At 69.1% G+C, this 18,491-nt stretch carries 20 protein-coding genes; 15 read left to right on the top strand and 5 right to left on the bottom strand.

Annotation, left to right across the window (positions count from 1 at the left end):
* Window positions 1-12: 12 nt before the first annotated feature.
* Window positions 13-291 carry a ubiquitin-like small modifier protein 1 gene (locus NO364_RS13270; RefSeq protein WP_157690424.1) on the top strand — a complete coding sequence of 93 codons (279 nt, stop codon included), beginning with the start codon at window positions 13-15 and terminating at the stop codon, window positions 289-291.
* Here the strand turns inward: NO364_RS13270 and NO364_RS13265 are convergent.
* On the bottom strand, window positions 288-1,124 hold the full coding sequence (locus NO364_RS13265; RefSeq protein ID WP_257627766.1) for a Rieske (2Fe-2S) protein: 837 nt from the start codon (window positions 1,122-1,124) through the stop codon (window positions 288-290). The genes NO364_RS13270 and NO364_RS13265 overlap by 4 nt on opposite strands.
* A gap of 165 nt (window positions 1,125-1,289) precedes the next feature.
* Here NO364_RS13265 and pyrG point away from each other — a divergent pair, with 165 nt between their 5' ends.
* The 3 genes from pyrG to NO364_RS13250 are packed head-to-tail and all read left to right on the top strand — an operon-like array spanning window position 1,290 to window position 4,170.
* Window positions 1,290-2,936 carry a glutamine hydrolyzing CTP synthase gene (pyrG, locus tag NO364_RS13260; RefSeq protein WP_157690426.1) on the top strand — a complete coding sequence of 549 codons (1,647 nt, stop codon included), beginning with the start codon at window positions 1,290-1,292 and terminating at the stop codon, window positions 2,934-2,936.
* Window positions 2,936-3,853, top strand: coding sequence for a glutamine-hydrolyzing GMP synthase (gene guaA, locus NO364_RS13255; RefSeq protein ID WP_157690427.1), 918 nt, complete (start codon window positions 2,936-2,938; stop codon window positions 3,851-3,853). Before pyrG ends, guaA begins: the two co-directional genes overlap by 1 nt.
* Complete coding sequence (locus NO364_RS13250) at window positions 3,850-4,170, top strand: DUF7126 family protein (RefSeq protein WP_157690428.1); 321 nt, start codon at window positions 3,850-3,852, stop codon at window positions 4,168-4,170. The genes guaA and NO364_RS13250 overlap by 4 nt, the downstream gene beginning before the upstream one ends.
* A 42-nt stretch (window positions 4,171-4,212) precedes the next feature.
* Here the strand turns inward: NO364_RS13250 and NO364_RS13245 are convergent, their stop codons facing one another.
* Window positions 4,213-6,357, bottom strand: coding sequence for a PAS domain-containing protein (locus NO364_RS13245; RefSeq protein ID WP_257627765.1), 2,145 nt, complete (start codon window positions 6,355-6,357; stop codon window positions 4,213-4,215).
* A 90-nt stretch (window positions 6,358-6,447) separates the two neighbouring features.
* Here NO364_RS13245 and NO364_RS13240 point away from each other — a divergent pair, with 90 nt between their 5' ends.
* On the top strand, window positions 6,448-6,771 hold the full coding sequence (locus tag NO364_RS13240) for a cupin domain-containing protein (protein ID WP_157690430.1): 324 nt from the start codon (window positions 6,448-6,450) through the stop codon (window positions 6,769-6,771).
* Window positions 6,772-6,798: 27 nt separating this feature from the next.
* Window positions 6,799-7,761: a beta-ribofuranosylaminobenzene 5'-phosphate synthase family protein gene (locus NO364_RS13235; protein WP_157690431.1), complete on the top strand. Its 963-nt coding sequence runs from the start codon at window positions 6,799-6,801 to the stop codon at window positions 7,759-7,761.
* A gap of 31 nt (window positions 7,762-7,792) precedes the next feature.
* Here NO364_RS13235 and NO364_RS13230 read toward each other — a convergent pair whose 3' ends face one another.
* A complete protein-coding gene (locus tag NO364_RS13230; RefSeq protein WP_157690432.1) occupies window positions 7,793-8,332 on the bottom strand; it encodes a type IV pilin domain-containing protein in 540 nt (179 codons plus the stop codon).
* Window positions 8,333-8,432: 100 nt separating this feature from the next.
* Between NO364_RS13230 and NO364_RS13225 the strand changes: the two genes are divergently transcribed.
* The 5 genes from NO364_RS13225 (at window position 8,433) to NO364_RS13205 (ending at window position 11,304) form a co-directional block, all read left to right on the top strand.
* On the top strand, window positions 8,433-9,269 hold the full coding sequence (locus NO364_RS13225; protein WP_157690433.1) for an RAD55 family ATPase: 837 nt from the start codon (window positions 8,433-8,435) through the stop codon (window positions 9,267-9,269).
* A gap of 41 nt (window positions 9,270-9,310) precedes the next feature.
* Complete coding sequence (locus tag NO364_RS13220) at window positions 9,311-10,177, top strand: hypothetical protein (protein WP_157690434.1); 867 nt, start codon at window positions 9,311-9,313, stop codon at window positions 10,175-10,177.
* Window positions 10,170-10,631: a DUF8135 domain-containing protein gene (locus NO364_RS13215; RefSeq protein WP_257627764.1), complete on the top strand. Its 462-nt coding sequence runs from the start codon at window positions 10,170-10,172 to the stop codon at window positions 10,629-10,631. The genes NO364_RS13220 and NO364_RS13215 overlap by 8 nt, the downstream gene beginning before the upstream one ends.
* Before the next feature lie 34 nt (window positions 10,632-10,665).
* Window positions 10,666-10,989 (top strand): transcription factor S, encoded by a 324-nt coding sequence (locus NO364_RS13210; RefSeq protein ID WP_157690436.1) that lies wholly within the window; start codon window positions 10,666-10,668, stop codon window positions 10,987-10,989.
* A gap of 108 nt (window positions 10,990-11,097) precedes the next feature.
* Entirely contained in the window at window positions 11,098-11,304 is a 207-nt protein-coding gene (locus NO364_RS13205) for a hypothetical protein (RefSeq protein ID WP_157691247.1), read from the top strand.
* A gap of 1 nt (window position 11,305) precedes the next feature.
* On the opposite strand, the gene NO364_RS13200 is transcribed toward NO364_RS13205, so the two are convergent.
* The gene (locus NO364_RS13200; protein WP_257627763.1) at window positions 11,306-11,839 is read right to left on the bottom strand and encodes a hypothetical protein; all 534 of its coding nucleotides are present in this window, start codon (window positions 11,837-11,839) and stop codon (window positions 11,306-11,308) included.
* A 42-nt stretch (window positions 11,840-11,881) separates the two neighbouring features.
* Window positions 11,882-12,466 (bottom strand): dienelactone hydrolase family protein, encoded by a 585-nt coding sequence (locus NO364_RS13195; protein ID WP_257627762.1) that lies wholly within the window; start codon window positions 12,464-12,466, stop codon window positions 11,882-11,884.
* An 80-nt stretch (window positions 12,467-12,546) separates the two neighbouring features.
* On the opposite strand from NO364_RS13195, the gene NO364_RS13190 reads away from it, so the two are divergent.
* The 4 genes from NO364_RS13190 (at window position 12,547) to NO364_RS13175 (ending at window position 18,333) form a co-directional block, all read left to right on the top strand.
* Window positions 12,547-13,350, top strand: a complete 804-nt coding sequence (locus tag NO364_RS13190; RefSeq protein WP_157690439.1) for a PspA/IM30 family protein — start codon at window positions 12,547-12,549, stop codon at window positions 13,348-13,350.
* The gene (locus tag NO364_RS13185) at window positions 13,350-14,879 is read left to right on the top strand and encodes a glutamate-cysteine ligase family protein (protein WP_257627761.1); all 1,530 of its coding nucleotides are present in this window, start codon (window positions 13,350-13,352) and stop codon (window positions 14,877-14,879) included. The genes NO364_RS13190 and NO364_RS13185 overlap by 1 nt, the downstream gene beginning before the upstream one ends.
* Window positions 14,880-15,095: 216 nt before the next feature.
* Window positions 15,096-17,357 (top strand): 4Fe-4S binding protein, encoded by a 2,262-nt coding sequence (locus NO364_RS13180; protein ID WP_257627760.1) that lies wholly within the window; start codon window positions 15,096-15,098, stop codon window positions 17,355-17,357.
* On the top strand, window positions 17,350-18,333 hold the full coding sequence (locus NO364_RS13175; protein ID WP_157690442.1) for an FAD:protein FMN transferase: 984 nt from the start codon (window positions 17,350-17,352) through the stop codon (window positions 18,331-18,333). Before NO364_RS13180 ends, NO364_RS13175 begins: the two co-directional genes overlap by 8 nt.
* Window positions 18,334-18,491: the final 158 nt, after the last annotated feature.

The raw sequence follows: 18,491 nt of genomic DNA, 5'->3' as shown, positions 1-18,491 counted from the left end.
CGAGTGACGCCCATGCAGTGGAAGCTGTTCGCGGATCTCGCGGAGGTGGCCGGGGACCGAGAGATTCGCGTCGACGTCGGGCCGGGTGCGACGGTCGGCGACGCACTCGACGAACTGTTCGAGACGCGACCGGGGCTTCGCGACAGGGTCCTCGACGACTCCGGTGCGGTCGCCGATCACATCAACGTCCTCCGCAACGGCGAGAACGTCGACGCGGACGAAGGACTCGAAACGACGCTCGTCGAGGGCGACGAACTCGCGCTGTTCCCGCCGGTGAGCGGCGGCGCTTAGTCGGGCCGCGGCCGCGCGGTGAACAGCGTCTGGACGATGGAGAAGGGATCGTAGACCGACTGGTGACACTGACAGTAGACGCCGTCGGCGCCGCCGAAGCGCGCCGCGCTGTCGGACTGCTTGTATCCCGGCACACAGCAGAAGTGGGTGCACTTGTTGAGCCAGGCGATGAAGCCCTGGTCGGTGCTCGCCTGGAGCCACTCGTCGTTCTGGGCGGCCTCCTCGATGCGCGGACTCCGGAGCACCTGGACGGGGATCACGTCCTCGGCGTCCTGTGATCGCCACGTCCCGGTCGCGGGCTTGCCGACGCCCGCGGTCCCGATGCCGTTGCCCCACTCGGTGTAGTCGTCGAAGTCGTCGACGTGGAAGCGGTCGCCCTGTTCCTTGCTCGAGGACTGCCAGTCGTACGGCGGCGCCGAATCCGAGCGAAAGTAGTTGTCGCTCTCGTAGCCGGGCTGGATGCCCTGGTACCCCTCGACGCCGCAGTATTGGAACCACTCCGAGGTGTACGTCGAGCCGCCGAGGTCCATCTCCGCGACTTGGACCTGTCGCCCGCCCTGGTTGACCGTCTCGACGTCGGGCCAGATGCCCTTGACGTAACCCTCGTCGTCGACCTCCAGCGGGATCTGTGGCATCCCTCGGGGTGCCGGGCCGGCGGTGTTCTGGATGGCCCACGCCTTGGTCGTCCCCCCACCGGACCCCGGCGAGGCGGTCGCGCTGTTGACGGTGACCGTCCCGACGGCGCCGACGCCGGCGAGCGCCGAACCGCCGACGACCCCTTTCACGAACCGTCGCCGGCCGCTCTCCTCGGGATACTTGTCGTCCGCGCTCATGTTCGAACCTTGGCGCGGGAAGTGAAAAGCATGACGAAGTACCCGGCCACGGCCGCCGTCGGCCGAAAATACGGGAGCGTCCGCCTGCCGGTCCGTGCGTGCGATTCGCCCCCACGCCGCCGGCCCAGGCGAAACGATTTTCATGCGCGCTCGCGCACGGTCGGTATGCCGACCGAACCCGAGACAGGGTACGACCCGGAACTGGGTCGGAAGTTCGTTTTCGTAACGGGAGGTGTCATGTCCGGGCTCGGCAAGGGGATTACGGCCGCCAGCACCGGCCGCCTCCTGTCGAACGCGGGCTTCGACGTGACCGCGGTAAAGATCGACCCGTACCTCAACGTGGACGCGGGGACGATGAACCCCTACCAGCACGGGGAGGTGTACGTGCTGAAAGACGGGGGCGAGGTCGACCTCGATCTGGGGAACTACGAGCGCTTCCTCGGGACCGACATGACCTTCGACCACAACGTCACGACGGGGAAGACGTACAAGCACGTCATCGAGAAGGAGCGCGCGGGCGACTACCTGGGCAACACGGTCCAGATCATCCCCCACATCACCGACGACATCAAGCGACGCATCCGCGAGGCCGCCGAGGGGACCGACGTGTGTCTCGTGGAGGTCGGGGGGACCGTCGGCGACATCGAGGGGATGCCCTACCTCGAAGCCCTCCGACAGTTCTCCCACGAGGAGGACGACGAGGACGTCCTGTTCACCCACGTGACGCTCGTCCCGTACTCGAAAAACGGCGAGCAGAAGACCAAGCCGACCCAGCACAGCGTGAAGGAACTGCGCTCGATCGGCCTCCAGCCCGACGTCCTGGTCGGTCGGTGCGAGGACCGCCTCGACCCGGAGACCAAAGAGAAGATCGCGCTGTTCTGTGACGTCCCCACCGACGCCGTCTTCTCGAACCCGGACGTCGAGGACATCTACCACGTCCCCCTGATGGTCGAGGAGGAGGGACTGGACGAGTACGTGATGGAGCGGTTGCATATCGCCGACGAGGCACTCCCGCCCGAGGAGCGCGACAGCCGGTGGCGCGAACTCGTCACCCGGGAGCGGACGGGCGAGATTCAGGTCGCCCTCGTCGGCAAGTACGCCCTCGAGGACGCGTACATGTCCATCCACGAGGCGCTGAAACACGCCGGCATCGAGAGGCAGGTCGACGTGGACGTGCTCTGGGTCGACGCCGACGAGATGCACGATCACCACGCCGAGCGCCTCCACGAGGCCGACGCGGTGGTCGTCCCCGGGGGCTTCGGCTCCCGCGGCACCGAGGGGAAGATCGAGGCGATCCGCTACGCCCGCGAGAACGACGTGCCCTTCCTCGGACTCTGTCTGGGCTTCCAGATGGCCGTCGTCGAGTACGCCCGGAACGTCCTCGGGCTGGAGGGCGCCCACTCCGCCGAAATCGACGAGGAGACGCCCTACCCGGTGATCGACCTCCTGCCCGAGCAGTACGACCTCGAGGACCTGGGCGGGACGATGCGCCTCGGCGCCCACGAGACCGATATCGATCCGGGGACGCTCGCCCACGAGGTGTACGACGTCGAGGCCTGCACCGAGCGCCATCGGCACCGCTACGAGGTCAATCCCGAGTACATCGACGACCTCGAAGCCGGCGCCCTCACCTTCTCCGGGCGTGCGGGCAACCGGATGGAGATCGTCGAACTCGACGACCATCCGTACTTCCTCGGGACGCAGTTCCACCCCGAGTTCCGGTCCCGCCCCGACCGCGCGAGTCCGCCGTTCGTCGGCCTCGTCGACGCCGTCCTCGACCGCGTCGCCGAGGAACGGGAGGTGGAGGCCTGATGGTCGACGTCGACGAGTTCATCGAGGAGGCGACCGCGGAGATCGAGTCCGAGATCGGCGACGCGAACGCCATCATCGCGCTCTCCGGCGGCGTCGACTCCTCGGTCGCGGCCGCGCTGGCCTACCGCGCCATCGGCGACCGTCTCACGCCCGTCTACGTCGACACCGGGCTGATGCGGAAAGGCGAGACCGAGGGTATCCGGGAGACGTTCTCCTTCATGGACAGCCTGCGGATCGTCGAGGCACAGGACCGCTTCCTCGACGCCCTCGAAGGCGTGACCGACCCCGAGGAGAAGCGCCACGCCATCGGCGAAGGGTTCATCCGCGAGTTCGAACGCGAGGCCCGGGAGGCCGACGCCGACTACCTCGTCCAGGGGACGATCTACCCCGACCGCATCGAGAGCGAGGGCAACATCAAGTCCCACCACAACGTCGGCGGCCTGCCCGACGTGATCGATTTCGAGGGCATCGTCGAACCCGTCCGCGACCTCTACAAGGACGAGGTGCGGGAGGTGGCCCGCGCCCTCGACCTCGAGGAAGTGGTCTCGGAACGGATGCCCTTCCCCGGGCCGGGACTCGCCGTCCGCATCCTCGGCGAGGTGACCGAGGAGAAACTGAACGTGGCCCGCGAGGCGTGTCACATCGTCGAGGAGGAGGTCGCGGAACACGACCCCTGGCAGGCCTTCGCGGCCGTCATCGGCAAGGCGACCGGCGTCAAGGGCGACAACCGGGTCCACGGCTGGGTGGTCGCCGTCCGGTCGGTCGAGAGCCGCGACGGCATGACTGCCCGCGCCCAGGACCTCCCGTGGGAGACCCTACAACGGATTCAGAGCCGCATCACCGGCGAGAACGACGACGTCGCCCGGGTCGTCTACGACGTGACGCACAAACCCCCGGCGACCATCGAGTACGAATGACCAAAGCCATCCTCGCCGGGCCGGACGACGACGGCCTCGGCACCGCACTGGAGGGGGAGGGGATCGAGGTATCGCGCGTCGAGGGTGTCCTCACCGCCGCCGTCCTCGACGACGCCGGCCTGGCGGACGCCGACCTGTTCGTCCTCACGGACCTCGACGAGGCGACGGCCATCGCCGTCGCCAAGGACCGCAACCCCGACGTTCGGGTCGTCGTCTACAGCCACGACTCCCTGCCGGAGTTCGCCCGCGGGCAGACGGACCTCGCGATGGATCCGACGCTGTTCGGCGTCGAGATGGTCGCCGAGGAGCTAGCCTGATAGCCGCAGTTGCCGCTTCGGTGGCCCGCAGTCGGATCGCGGTCACATGCCGTCACGCTCGAGTTGGATGCGGATGCAGTTTCCACCGCGATCACTCTCCTCGGTGGTGACGGCTCCGCCGGATCGGTTCACGACCAGATACACCATCCATAGCCCGAGTCCGGTCCCGTGATACAGTGGGCCGAGCTCCTCACCGTCGACCAGTAATCGGGCCTCCATCTCCGGGAGCGGATCGTTCCCGTCTTCGACCTCGATCCGCACTCGATCCTCACCGGCTTCGACACGCACCGCGACCTCGCTGTCGCTCCCGTCGCCGTGAACGATGGCGTTGGTTACGAGTTCCTCGACCGCCAGTTCGATCCGTCTCGTCGCGACCGCGACGAGACGGGAGGGGGTGTCGAATTCGACCGTCGCGGCGGGGTATGAGCTGTTGACCCGCTCCGCAACGTCCCGAACCGTCGACGCGATATCGACGCTCCGGCGGTCTCGATCCTCGGACAGCATGGTCGCTACCGTTCGTCCTTTTTGAGACATATCCAGGATCTCGTCGACCCTTTGAACGACCCGCCCGGCGGTGGCCGATTCCTCGCCGTCGGCCCGGGACGCGATGTTCTCGGCGCACCCCCGGATCACGTTCAGGTCGTTACGCAGGTTGTGTCGGAGCATGCGGTCGAGCCGATCCAGATGTCGTTCCCGCTCCTTCCGATTCGAGATGTCGACCTGAAAGGCGGCGAATCGTTCGATCTCTCCGGACGGACCGGCTACGGGGACGATGTACTGCCGGGCGACATACTGGCCGCCGCCTTTCCGCTCGTCGACGATCTCCTCCTCCCAGACCTCCCCGTTCCGGACCGTCTCCCAGAGGCGTTCGAAGTACGCCTCGTCGTGGGTCCCCGAATTCAGGATCGCCGGCGTCTGCCCGACGGCTTCCGCTCGCGTATATCCAGTCAGCTCCTCGAACGCGCTGTTGACGTACGTGATCGTCCCGTCCGGTTTCGTAACGTAGACCGCATGGACTGCACTCTCGACGACGCGCCTGAGCCACCGTAGCTCCCGCGAGCGTTCCCGCCGTGCGGTGACATCCCGAAGCGTCCCAACCGACCCTTCGAATGCCTCCCCGTCGTACGGAAGCACGCCCATGTGGTCCTCACAGACGATCGGATCCCCTTCGCGGGGTTGGACGTCGATCTCGAACGTGATTTCGTCCGGACCGTCGGTGGAGAGCAGACGGGCCAGGTTCCGCTCTGCGCGTTCGACTGCCTCCGGTCCCTTGATGAGCTGTGGCGTACTCCCGAGGATGGTCTCTTGGTCGTAGCCGACCAGGTCGGCGAACGCGTCGTTGACGTAGGTGAAGCGGCCCGTCTCGTCGAGGGCGTAGACGGCGTCGTTCAGCGCCTCGACGATGGTTTCGTAGCGCTGAAGCTCCTCTCTGTGCCGCTTTCGCTCCGTGACGTCCTCGAACTTCGAGAAGACACTCCGGACGTCACCGTCCTCGTCGGTGACGGCACGGTTGTACCACTCGCACGTGATTCGCGTGCCGTCCTTGCGAACGTTCCGATTCCTGATTCGAGTGCCGCCATCCTTCTCGAGGAGCCCGGCGACCGCTTCGGCGACCCGTTCCCGATCGGTGTCGGCGACGATCGTCTCCCAGGATCGGCCCCGCAGTTCCGCCTCCGAGTAGCCCAGTATCTCCTCGGCGGCCCCGTTGACCCGTTCGAACCGGAACTCCTCGTCCCACTGTACCGCGCCCAGCGGCGACTCCTCGAAAAACAGGGAGAGATGCTCCCCGCCCGGGTCGGGCTCTCGTCGGCGACCGTGTTCGGTGACTCGCTCCTCGACCGCCGCCGCCACTGCGGCGGCCCGGTCCGACACCTCGTCCGCCCGAACGTACTCCGAGACGTCGGCGGAGATGGCGCGGCTCGCTACCGCTTCACTCCCCCTGTCGGTACACAGTACGAACGGCAGCGTGGGGTGCTCCTCGCGGACGGTGTCGAGCAGTTCGAGTCCATCGATTCCGGGCAGGTCGTAGGCGGAGACCAGACAGTCGTAGCCGGCGCTGGACAGCCGATCGAGGCAATCCCTTGCCCGAGTGACGTGGTCGACCGTGATGTGAGCGTTCCGGCGGTCGATTCGCGCCGGTACGGTCGTGTCGTAGTCGACGTATCCGACCACGATCTGATCGTGCATGCGTCTCATTCAGACCGCGCACACGTAACACCACCGTCAATAGAATCGTCGAAGCCGCACCGTTAAGACGCCGCCGTACAACCCTCGACCATGACCCTCGACCGACTCGAGACGCTCGATCCGGACCCCGAAGAGGTGCTGACCGCCGAACTCGTCGTCGGCGACGACGTGCTGGTGAAAGCCTTCGCACTCGGCCCCGGCGCGGAACTCGACGCTCACGACCACTCCGATAGTACGAACGTCTTTCACGTGCTCCGTGGAACCGTGACGGTGATGCAGGGCGACGACGAGGAGGCGATCGCGGCGCCGGGTGTCGTCCACCACGAGCGCGGCGTGAGCCACGGCGCCAGAAACGAGGCGAACGAGGTGGCGGTGTTCACCGCCAGCCTCTGTCCGATGCCCGGCTCCGGATGAGCCGCCGGCTCGTCCGGTGAGTCAGCCATGTCACGCACGAGCGTCACCGCCCACGCCCGGCTCCACTTCGGGTTCTGTAACCTGAGCCTCGCACGGGAGCGCCTCTACGGGAGCCTCGGCGTCGCCCTCGACCGCCCGTCGGTGACTGTCACCGCGTCGCCGGCCGACGCCGTCGACTGCGATCACCCGACCGTCCGGAAGTACGCCGAGCGGGCGGTCGACCTCCTCGGCGTCGCCGGAGCCGACGTGACCGTCGAGAGCGCGTTCCCCCGACACGTCGGCCTGGGTAGCGGGACGCAGTTCGCGCTCGCGACGCTCGTCGCCGTCGCCCGCGCCCACGATCGCCACGCCGACGTCCGGGCGTGCGCGCCGGATCTGGGCCGCGGCGGGCGGTCGGGCGTCGGCGTCGCCACTTTCGAGGACGGCGGCTTCGTCCTCGACGCCGGCCACCCGACCGCGCGGTTCACCACGGACCGGCCGGCGGTCGGCCAGTGGTCGGTCCCGCCGGTCGCCGCCCGGCATCCGATCCCCGAGGACTGGCGGTTCCTGGTCGTCGTGCCCGAGGCCCCCGCGGGTCCGAGCGGCGACGCCGAGGATCGGAGCATGCGCTCGGCGGTCGAGTCGGCGTCGCCGGAGCCGAGTGACCGCCTCGCGGGCGTCGTCCTCCGACGGGTACTGCCGGCGATCACCGAGGGGTCGGCCGAACGGTTCGGCGCCGCCGTCGCGGCGGTCGGTCGCCTCAACGGCTCCTGGTACGCGGACGAACAGGGCGGGGTGTATCGGCCGCCGGCCGGCGAACTCGTCGCCGCCCTCGACGACGACCCCGCGGTGTACGGCGCCGGGCAGTCCTCGTGGGGACCGTCGGTGTACGGCGTGACCGACGCCGACCGGGCCGCGGCGGCGCGGGCGGCGGGCCGGGCGGCCCTCGACGCTGCGGGCGTGGACGGACGCGTCCTCGTCGTCGAGGGACGAAACCGGGGCGCCGACTGATACCGGCCCCAACGTGCCTCCGGGGGTGGGCTCAGGTCGTCGAGACGGTGAACTCGGCGAGTTGGTACGCGTCGTCACCCGTGACGGTTCCCGGGTTCACCCCCTGGATCGGCTGGGTGTTCCAGTAGATGCGAACCCGCACGCCGTCGGCGTCCCCCTTCGGGTCCAGATAGACGGTCTCGCCGGCCTCCCACGTCTCGCCGATCCCGACCTGTGGCGGACGACCTCCTGACGATTCGATAACGTTCTCCCGGTCGCTCGCGTACGCCTCGTCTGCCGACTGTGAATCGCCCGGTGGGCCGCCGATATCTAGCGGCTTCGACCCGATCACGTAGAGCCGGTTGGTTCTGACCGCGTCGCCGTCCTCGAGTGTCACCGCGACCGTCGCGTCGCCCCCGTCGTCGACCGTCGTATGCGAGACGCTGATCCTCGGCGACGGCGGCGGAACGTCGCTGCCTTCGCTGAGGACGTATCCCGTGACGGTCGCGCTGAGGACCACGGCGACGGCGACCAGCAAAACCAATCCGATGACCGCCGAGACGGCTCGCTTCTCGCCGAGAACACCTCGCATAGCCGAAACTTCTCACGTACCAAAATAAACGTTCTCGGTCGCCCCCGGTCGCCGGGAGAGGCGCCGCAACGACTAACCCCCGACCGGACCAACGGTGGCCATGGCTCGGGTACCCTTCGGAATCTCCCGGCTCGACTCGATCATCGGCGGGGGTGCGCCGCCGGGGAGCGTCGTCCTCCTGACCGGGGAGGCGGGTGCGGGCGCCCGCGAGTTCCTCCACACCAGCGCCGCGATGAACGGCCTCTACCACGGCGACCGCGAGGCGTTCGAACTCCACTACGGCGACGTGGAGGCGCCCGCCGAGCCCCCGCCCGAAATCCACTACATCTCCTTCACCGCCGGCCGTGAGCACCTCGCCAAGGAACTCACCTACACGATGGACGAGGACCTCGTCCGCTCGGCGGTCGAACACATCCACTTCCGCGACCTCTCGCCGGAGTATTTCCAGTTGAGTCCCATCCCCCGGGAGTGGTACGCCGGCGAGGCCCAGTCGGTGAGCGACTTGGCGACCCGGGAGCGCCTGGAGAGCGCGCTGAGCGCGCTCGCCGACTACTTGGGCGAGCACGCGCCCGGCAACCTCGTTCTCGTCGACTCCATCACCGACCTCGTCGCCGCCGTCAGCGACGAAATGACCTGGAGCGACATCGCCCTGCTCATGAAGGGGATCCAGAAGGCGGCGTACGACTGGGGCGGGCTCATCCTCCTGCTGGTCCAGCGGCAGACGCTCGGGCCGACGGAGCTCGGCCACCTGATGGACGCCGCCTCCGGAACCGTGCAGTTCGAGTGGGAGAGCGGCGGGTCACAGCGCACTCGGACGATGTTCGTCAAGGAGTTCCGGGGTGTTCTCTCCCGACTCGAGGAGGAGAACGTCATCCGCTTCGAGACGGAGGTTCACGAGGCCGGATTCGACGTGAGCGGCGTCCGGAAGATCCGTTAGGCCGACCGATACTTAAGCCGCCACCCGACTAGGCACGTACAATGGCAGGGGAGCAGTCGGAGACCTTCCCGGACGAACTCCGGGACTGGATCGAACGCAAGGCGGCCGAGCGCGACGCAACCCCCGAGACGATTCTCGCCCGCGCCGTGACGATCTATCGGGCGCTCGACGCCGAAGCCGACGCCGACACACCCCTTGCTTCCGATCCGCTCGACGTCGACCCCGAGCGAGTCGCCGAGCTGTCCGACCGGATCGCGGACCTCGACGACCGCGTCGCCGCCGTCGAGGACGACTTGGACACGAAGATTCAGGACGTCCGCGAGCGAGTGATCCAGGTCAAACGCGAGACCGACGCCAAGGCCTCCCGCGACCACGGGCATCCGGGCCTCGACGAGCGGATCGACGCGGCCCGCCGCACCGCCGAGACGACCGAGGATCGGGTCGAGAACCTCGACCAGCGGCTCGACCGCGGCTTCGAGAACTACGAGGAGATCCTGGAACATCTGACCGACGTGACCGACGACCTCGACCGGAAGGTCACCCGCCTGGCCGGCGCCGTCGTCGACGTGCGCTCGGAGCTCCAGCGCGTCACCGCCGCCGAGCACGACCGGACGGCCGTCGACGAACTGCGGACGGCCGCCAACCGTCACGGCGCCCGCACGGCCGCCTGTGCCGACTGCGGCGCGACCGTCGACCTCGGACTGCTCTCCCGTCCCCGGTGTCCCCACTGCGAGGCCACCTACGTCGACTTCGAACCGGCCACCGGCTTCTTCGCCAGCGCCACGCTGGCCACCGGCGACCGACCCGCGCTGACCGACGGGACCGACGACCGGGCGGTGCCCGACGACGCCGCCGATCTGCTCGAATCCGACGCCGACGCCGGCGACGGGGGTGTGGACGGTGACTGACGATGGCGACGACGACACGGGGACGGAGGCCGGCGACGACGCGCCGCTCGACGACCTCGTCCGCGAGGTCCGCGAGCGGCGGGCGACCCGCGAGGCGGAGGACGATGTCGACCTCGACCCCATCGACGACCCGTTCGAGTCGGTCGAGGTGCCGGAACTCGACGAGGAGGCCGTCTGGGCGGCGTTCGACGAGGACGAAGCCGATCCGGAGGAGCGGATGGGTGTGGGGGTCGGCGCCGACCCCGAGACGACGTCCGGCGACGAGACCGAGGACGCGGAGGCCGTCGTTCCGAAGCGGAAGTTCTGCCAGCGGTGCCCCCACTTCACCGACCCGCCGGCGGTGGCCTGCACCCACGAGGGGACGACTATCGTCGAGGTGGTCGACGCCGACAGCTTCCGCGTCCGGAACTGCCCCATCGTCGCCGAGGACCGCGACTCCGCGCCCCTCGAATGAGCGGACCTTTGTGGACGGACCCGCTACCGCCGGTATGCAGTTCTGCGACGACTGCGGGTCGATGATGGTCACCCGCGACGGCGAGATGGTCTGTACCTCCTGTGGCGCCACCAGCGAACGCGACGAGGAACGCGCCGCCGAGTTCGTCTCCACCGAGGCCCAGAGCGACGACGAGTTGATCGAAACCGAGGAGGGCGCCAACTTCGAGGGGAAACCGACGGCCACCGACGTGACCTGCGACGAGTGTGGCCACGGCGAGGCGTGGTACACGATCAAACAAACCGGCGCCGCCGACGAACCGCCGACGCGCTTTTTCAAGTGCAAGAGCTGTGGCTACCGCTGGCGTGAGTACAACTGAGTCCGCCTCGCGTCCGTCAGGGCCCGTCGACCCAGTCCGACAGTATATGTGTATGTGGATCAACTAGTGTACGTGAGTCAAGCAACCGACGAAGACTCGACGAACGCACTGGCGGACGAACTCGAAGCGAGCGGCCTCGGACCCGCAGGGTTGGCCTCCATCGGCTCGGTCGCCCTCGCGCTCTACTACTACTACGTGCGCGGCGACGAACAGCGCGGTCAGTTCGTCGGCCTCTGGCCGGCCACCATCCTCGGGTTCGCCGCGTACCTCAAACTGTCCCGGCAGGAGCGGACGAGCGGCACCGACGAGGAGTAGCCTACCCGTTCGGACACGCGCGGCCGACCGTCGACTCCCGCTCCGGTCCCTGCGGGACGGCCTCGGTCACCCCCGTCCCGACGTCCACCACCATCGCCCGCCCCCCGTAGCCGTGGGTCCGGTCGTGCCCCCGGACGACGACGCAGGCCGTCCCCTCGGGCACCGAGACGGTGGCCGAGCGCGTGAACGGCCGGGTGCCGTGGGGGTGTGCGAGATCGCGGCGGCCGAGTCGGTCGCCGTCGAGCGTCTCGACCTGCCACCAGTTCGCGTACCCGTCCTCGCCGGCGTCGTCGTGGTGGAGCGTCACGTCGAACCGGTATCCCTCCGCCGTCGACTCGACGGTCACGTCCACGACGTTCGCCTCCCGGAGGTCGCGGTCGGCCGCCGCGGCGGTGGCCGTTTCCGTCGTCGTTCCGGTGTCCGACGGCGATTCGCTGCCGCCGTCGCTCCCGCCGCCGGCACAGCCGGCCGCTCCCCCGACCGCGGTCGCGAGCAGTCCCAGTACGTCCCGTCGGGTGCGACGCGTCGGTGACACGCGACGGCCTACGGTCCCCGACCCAAAGAACCGTCGGTCGGGCTACACGACGTCGGCGAAGAAGGCGGCCACCCGCTCGCCCACGTTCCGTTCCTGCCCGACGAAGAAGTGATCGGCCGGGAACCGCTCGACGGTGCTCCCGCCCGTGGCCGCGTCGGCGACGGCCGCGGCGTCGACGGTGTCGTCCCGGGCGCCGTATCCCACCCACAGCGGGGCGTCGATCCGGGGGACGGTGGCGACGACGTCGCTTCCATCGTCCAGTTCCGCGACCGGCGAGAGGGCGGCGACGGCGGTGGACGTCTCGGCGGCGGTCAGGAGGGCGACGCCGCCGCCGAAACTGTAGCCGAAGAGGCCGATCCGATCGTAGCGGTCGGCGGCCCAGGCGTGAGCCGTCCGGGCGTCGTCGCGTTCGCCCCGACCCCCGTCCCAGGGGCCGTAGTCGAAGCGTAGGCAGTCGATCCGGTCGGGGAGCGCGTCGCTCACGGCCCCGAGGCGGGCGTCGTGACGGTCGCCGCCGTGCCGGGGATGTGGGGGGCAGGCGACGACGAGGGCGTCGGCGTCCGTGTCGGTGTCCAGGCTCGCTCGTCCCGCTCGACCGCCGGGGAGGTGGACGCGTTCGGTCGGCACGGACCGGCGTAAGCGGTCCAGCGCCTCAACTCCTCCGCTCGGCGGGTGAGATTTTAAGGCTCGCGCCCCGAACGGGGGGTATGGGAATACTCTCGCGGGCCTCCTACGTCGTCCGGTCGAAGCTCAACGCCCTCCTGAATCGGGCCGAGGACCCGACGGAGACGCTCGATTACTCCTACGAGCGGATGCGCGACGAGTTACAGCAGGTCAAACAGGGGATCGCGGATCTGACGACCCAGAAAAAGCGCCTCGAGATACAGAAACGGCGGCTGGAGGAGAACGTCGAGAAACACAACGAACAGGCACGCGAGGCCGTCCAACAGGACCGCGACGACCTGGCGCGGCGGGCCCTGGAGAAAAAGAAAGAGAAGATGAGTCAGATCGAGGAGCTGGAGACACAGATCGCGGACCTCCAGTCGACACAGGACGACCTGGTCGAGAAGAAAAACGATCTGCAGAGCCGGATCGAGGAGTTCCGGACGAAAAAGGAGACGATGAAGGCCCGCTACGAGGCCGCGGAGGCGTCGACCCGCGTCTCGGAGGCCATGAGCGGCGTCGGCGACGAGATGAGCGACGTGAGCCGGGCGCTTGAGCGCGCCGAGGAGCGGACCGACGACATGGAGGCCCGCTCGGCCGCGATGGACGAACTCCAAGAGTCGGGGGCCTTCGAGGACGCCCTCTCGGACGAGGACGAGATCGACCGCCAGCTGTCGGCCGGCCGGACGGAAAGCGAGGTGGACGCGGAACTGGAGACGCTCAAGAGCGAACTGGGCGAGAGTGGCGGCGAGTCGGAAGGTTCGGCCGATGTGGACGTCGCCGACGACGAGATCGAGGCCGAACTCGACGAGTTGCGGGACAGCGAGGACGACGAGGGATCGGCCTGATGGATGGCGATTCGTCGCTCGTCGGCGCCGTGGCGGAGTCGACCGATCCCGAGACGCGGGCGACGTTCGAGCGACGGGTCCGCGAGCAGGCCGAGCGCATCCGGGCGGACATCCGATCGGGCCGACTCGACACCGACGAGTTCGCGGTCGGGATGGAACTCGAAGGGTACGTCGTCGACGACGCGCGTCGACTCGCGCGGGTGCCCGAGGCGGTCTTCGACCGGGCCGACTGCGGGAAGGAACTCGGCGTTCACAACTTCGAGGTGAACTCGGCGGCGACGACCTTCGACGCCGCGGGGATCGCCGACCAGGCCGACCGGATCCGGGCGAACGTCGACGCGGCGGCCGCGGCGCTCGACGACGTCGACCTCGCGCCCGTCCTCGACGCCATGTGGACGATTCCGCCGGCCGAGGGGACCGACGCCTACCTCGGTGCGATCGAGGAGCGCGAGGGCGTCGTCGTCGCCGAGAACATGCGTCACCACCCCCGATACGTCGCCCTCGACAACGAGATCCTGGAGCGAAGCGGCGGGACGATCACGCTCGACGTCCCCGGCGCCTCCCTGGCGTACCCGACCATCCTCATGGAGTCGCTCGCGACGTCGATCCAGCCACACCTCCAGATCCCCGATACCGACGCCTTCCCCCGCTATTTCAACCTCGCCATCCGGACGATGGGGCCGGTGCTCTCGCTGACGAGCAACGCCCCCTTCCTCCCCGCGGACTGTTACGACGACGACCCCGCGGTGATCGACGCCACGCCCCACGAACTCCGGATCCCGGTCTTCGAGGGGAGCATCAACGCCGACGCGCCGCGCGGCGAGGGGAAGGTCCGGTTTCCCGAGGATCTGGAGCGGGCGACGGACGTGGTCGACCGCGTCGCCGCCGACGAGACGTACGCGCCGGTGCTCGCGGACGACGACGCGGACCCGGACGCCAGCCCGTACCGGTCGACACTCCGGGAGTACGACCACAAGCGCGGCGTCCACTGGCGGTGGGTCCGGGGCGTCGTCGGCGGCCAACCCGTCGGCACGGAGCCGGACGGCGCGTCGCTTCGCATCGAGTACCGCCCGCTCCCCACGCAGCCGACGGTGCGTGACACCGTGGCCACCCAGGTCCTCGTCGTCGGCCTGCTCCGGGGACTGGGCGTCGCGAACCACTCTCTGACCGAGTTGCCGTGGACGGCGGCCCGCGACTGCTTCTACGACGTCGTCGACGACGGTCCGGACGCGGACCTCGCCTGGGTGACCGCCGACGGCGACCGGACCGCGGATCCCGAGACCGTCTACGACGAACTGTTCGCGTACGCCCGCCGCGGCCTCCGGGACGCCGGCCTCGCTCCCGACGTCGCCGACGCCACCCTCGCCCCCATCGAACGCCGCCGCGACGGGACCGTCCCGAGCACGTGGAAGAAGGCTCGCGTGCGCGAGGCGGTCGACGACGGCGCTACCCTCCCCGACGCCATCGAGCGGATGCAACGCGACTACATCGAGCGGGCGGGCGGAGAGACGGTCTTCGCCGACTGGTAGCCTCGCGGTCCGGGGCCCCCTTTCGGGGGATTCGGACGCCGATCGTGTCTGCCGTGTGAACGGTTCCCGTATAATTAATATGAACGACGTGGGGATGGGAATCGTGTCCGAAACACCGACCCTCCCCGACGACGGAACCGAACGCGTTCGGGCGGTTCACGGCGGGTTCGGCGAGCCGACCCATCACTGCACCCCGTTCGGGACGTGTCGTCGACCGTGAGCCGGCGCCGCCGGATCGCCGTCGTGTTCGCCCTCCTCCTCGTCCTCGCCGTGCCGGCTCCGGTGGTCGCCGTCGATCGGACCACCATCGACGATCCGTTCTCCGAGCGGAGCCTGACGAAGGTCTACCCCGGCGCCGACGACTTCTCCGAGCCCTCCGGCCAGTATCGAACGGTCGGGGCCTACCGGCAGGTCGACGGCGAACGGCAGCTCGCGGGCTACGTCTTCCTCACGAGCAACGTCGTCGATGTCGAGGGATACGGCGACGAACCCATCGAGTTTCTGGTCGCGCTCGACACCAACGGCACCCTCCGCGGTGTCGAACTCGTCGAACAGCACGAACCCTTCTTCGACCGCGCATCGGCCATCCAGCGCCTGCGGCGGTTCAGCTACCAGATGGTCGGGATGTCGGTCACACAGGACGTCACGCTCCGTGACCCCGACGGGAACGAACACCACGTCGACGCGCTCACCGGCGCGTCCGTGACGACCCGGGCCTCCATCGAGACGGTGACGCGGTCGGCCCGGATCGTGGCCAAAGAGAAGGGCATCGTCTCCGAATCGGCGCTCGACGACGGGTCGACGAACGAGACGGCGACGAACCAGTCGTCGGAACGCCGGATGACGCTCGGCGACCTGGGTCGTGGAGCGCCGCTCGCCCGGTGGGACGCCGGGGCGCCGGACGCGACGGCCGGATCGAACGACTCCCTGACGCTCTATGCGGCGCCCATCGAATCCGACCCCGTCAAGCGGAGCCTGTTCGCCGACCGGGCCGCCGGCCCCCCGGACGCCAACGCGACGGTCCTCTGGGTGGGTCTGAACGCCCCGGGATCGGCGTCCCGGCCGGAGCGGCTCCGACTCCACCAGTGGACCCGGTCGTACGCGCCGCCGGTCCACGAGACGCGGATCGACGGCGTGGACTGGAGCGCCGCTCTGGCGATCGAGGGTACCCTCGACACCGCCAGCCCGTTCGTCCTCGATCTGACCGTGGGCGGGGAGCGCCTCAGCCGGACCTACGGTCCCGGCGGGTTGGCCGTCCGGCGCCCGGTCGACGCCGTGGCCGCCCGGACGGTGCCGGCGTGGGTCGGAACCGTCGAGTCCGCGTGGCAGGACAACTGGCTCGCCGCCGCCGCGCTCGTCGTCTTCCTCACGGGAATCGTCGGCATCTTCACCTTCCGCTCGCGGATCAGCCGCCGAACGGGGTGGACGACCAACCGCCTCCGCATCGGCACGCTGGGGGTGACACTCGCCTTCATCGGCTGGTACCATCCCACCCAGCCCACCACCCAACAGATCGCGATCCTCGTTCGGGAACTCGTCTCGTGGGCGACCGCCGGCGGTTTCCGGTGGGCGCTGTTTTTCTCGGCCCCGCTCGTCGCGATCACGTTCATCTGCATCGCGCTCGTCATCCCGAAGTGGGGCCGTGGCGTCTTCTGTGGGTGGATCTGCCCGTTCGGGGCCCTCTCGGAACTGCTCTACAAGCTGACGCCCTGGGAGTACGAACTCCCCCGGGAGTACCACGTCAAACTCGAGAAGCTCCGTTATCCGCTTTTCGTCGCCATCGTGATCGGGTTCGTAATCTCGACGGACTTCGGCGCGACGTTGGCGAAGGTCGAGCCGTTCAAGGCGGCCTTCTACAGTTCGCTGGTGACCGACCCCGTCTACATCGCGTGGTCGGCGCTGCTCGTCGTCTCGGGCGCGTTCATGTTCCGGCCCTACTGCCGGTACGTCTGTCCGCTCGGTGCCGGGTTGGCGCTCGGCAACGTCCTCCAGCGGGAGCCGATCCAGCGATACGACCTCTGTGGCGACTGCGTGAAATGCCAGAGCGACTGCGAGTTCCAGGCCATCGAGGACGACGGCTCGATCGACCGGTTCCAGTGTTTCCAGTGTTCGGTCTGTGTCGACAACTACTACGACCCCGAGGGGTGTCCGGTCGTCCTCCAGTACGACAACGAACACGGGTTCACGGTCGACGCGTGGCGGGATCCCGCGCTCATCGAGCGGATTCGCCCCGAGGACCGGACGACAGAGCAACAGCGCCTCCTCGCCGAACGCGCCGTGACCGACGGCGGTGAGACGGAGCCGTACGCGGGGAGTTCCGACCTCGTCCCCGACGGCACCGTCGTCGACATGGTCCGCCGGGAGACGGCGGGTGGCGACGCCCCGGGTTCGGACGCGTCGTGTGGCTGTTCGGGGTCGGACGCGTCGTGTGGCTGTTCGGGGACGGCCTGGCTCGACGGGGGTGACGGCGATGCGTGAACTCGACCGCCGATCGTTCCTGACGGCGGCCGCCGGCGGCGTGGCCGGCGCCGGTCTCCTCGGGCGGACGCTCCTGGTCCGCGGGGACCTCACCGAGGTCCGCAGCACCCGGCTCATGATGGGGACGCTCGTGACCGTCACCGCGGTCACGCGAGCGCCCGACCGGGCCGAGATCGGCGTCGAACGCGCGTTCGCCGAGATGTCGCGGCTGGAGTCGGTGTTCACGCGCCACGACCCCGACGGCGAGGTGGCGCGTCTGAACGAGGCGGGCGTCCTCGCCGATCCGTCGCCGGCGCTGGTCTCGCTCCTCCGGCAGTGTCGGCGCGTCTACGACCGCACCGACGGGGCGTTCGATCCGACCGTCCTCCCGGTCGTGACGGCCTACGAGTCGGGACGCGACGCCCCGACCGACGCCCGCCGCCGCGTCGGCGAGGCGACGTTCGACTCGGTCGCAGTCGCGGACGCCGAACTCCGGACGCCAACGCCCATCACCCTCGACGGCGTCGCCAAGGGGGCGGTGGTCGACGCCGGCACGGCCGTCCTCCGGGACTGGGTCGACGCCGGCCTCGTCGAGGCGGGAGGCGACGTCCGCGCCTTCGGCGGGTCCGGTGCCGACTCCCGATGGCGCGTCGGGGTCGAGGACCCCCGCGGCGACGGCACCGTCTCGACCCTCCGTCTCGACCGCGGCGGCGTCGCCACGTCCGGCGACTACCGCATCTTCTACGACGAGGACCGGACGAACCACCACATCGTCACGCCCGGAACCGGCCGGTCGCCCACGGCGGACACCAGCGTCACCGTCGTCGCGCCCGACGCGACGACCGCCGACGCCTACTCCACGGCCGCGTTCGTGATGGACGACGACCGTGCGTCGCCGCTGCTCGACGACCGTGAGGGAGTCGCAGCCCTGTTTCTCACCCGCGACGGCGACCGACGCCGAACCGACGGGTGGGCCGACCGGCTGGCCGACGACTGACCACCGACGGCCCGAAAGCGTCGGTCCCGGGACGGCGGCTCCGGTCGGCCGTCCGGCGCCCTGCGTCCCCGTTGTGTGAGGTGTCGAATGAAACGGGGGGTATAGACGTTCGGGGGCCGTCGTGACAGTCGGACACATGACGTTCTCCAGCGATTCGA

The organism is Haloplanus salinarum, from assembly GCF_024498175.1.
Lineage (GTDB): Archaea > Halobacteriota > Halobacteria > Halobacteriales > Haloferacaceae > Haloplanus > Haloplanus salinarum.
Note: the sequence above shows the minus strand (reverse complement) of the source record. Positions and strands in the feature narration are given on the sequence as shown.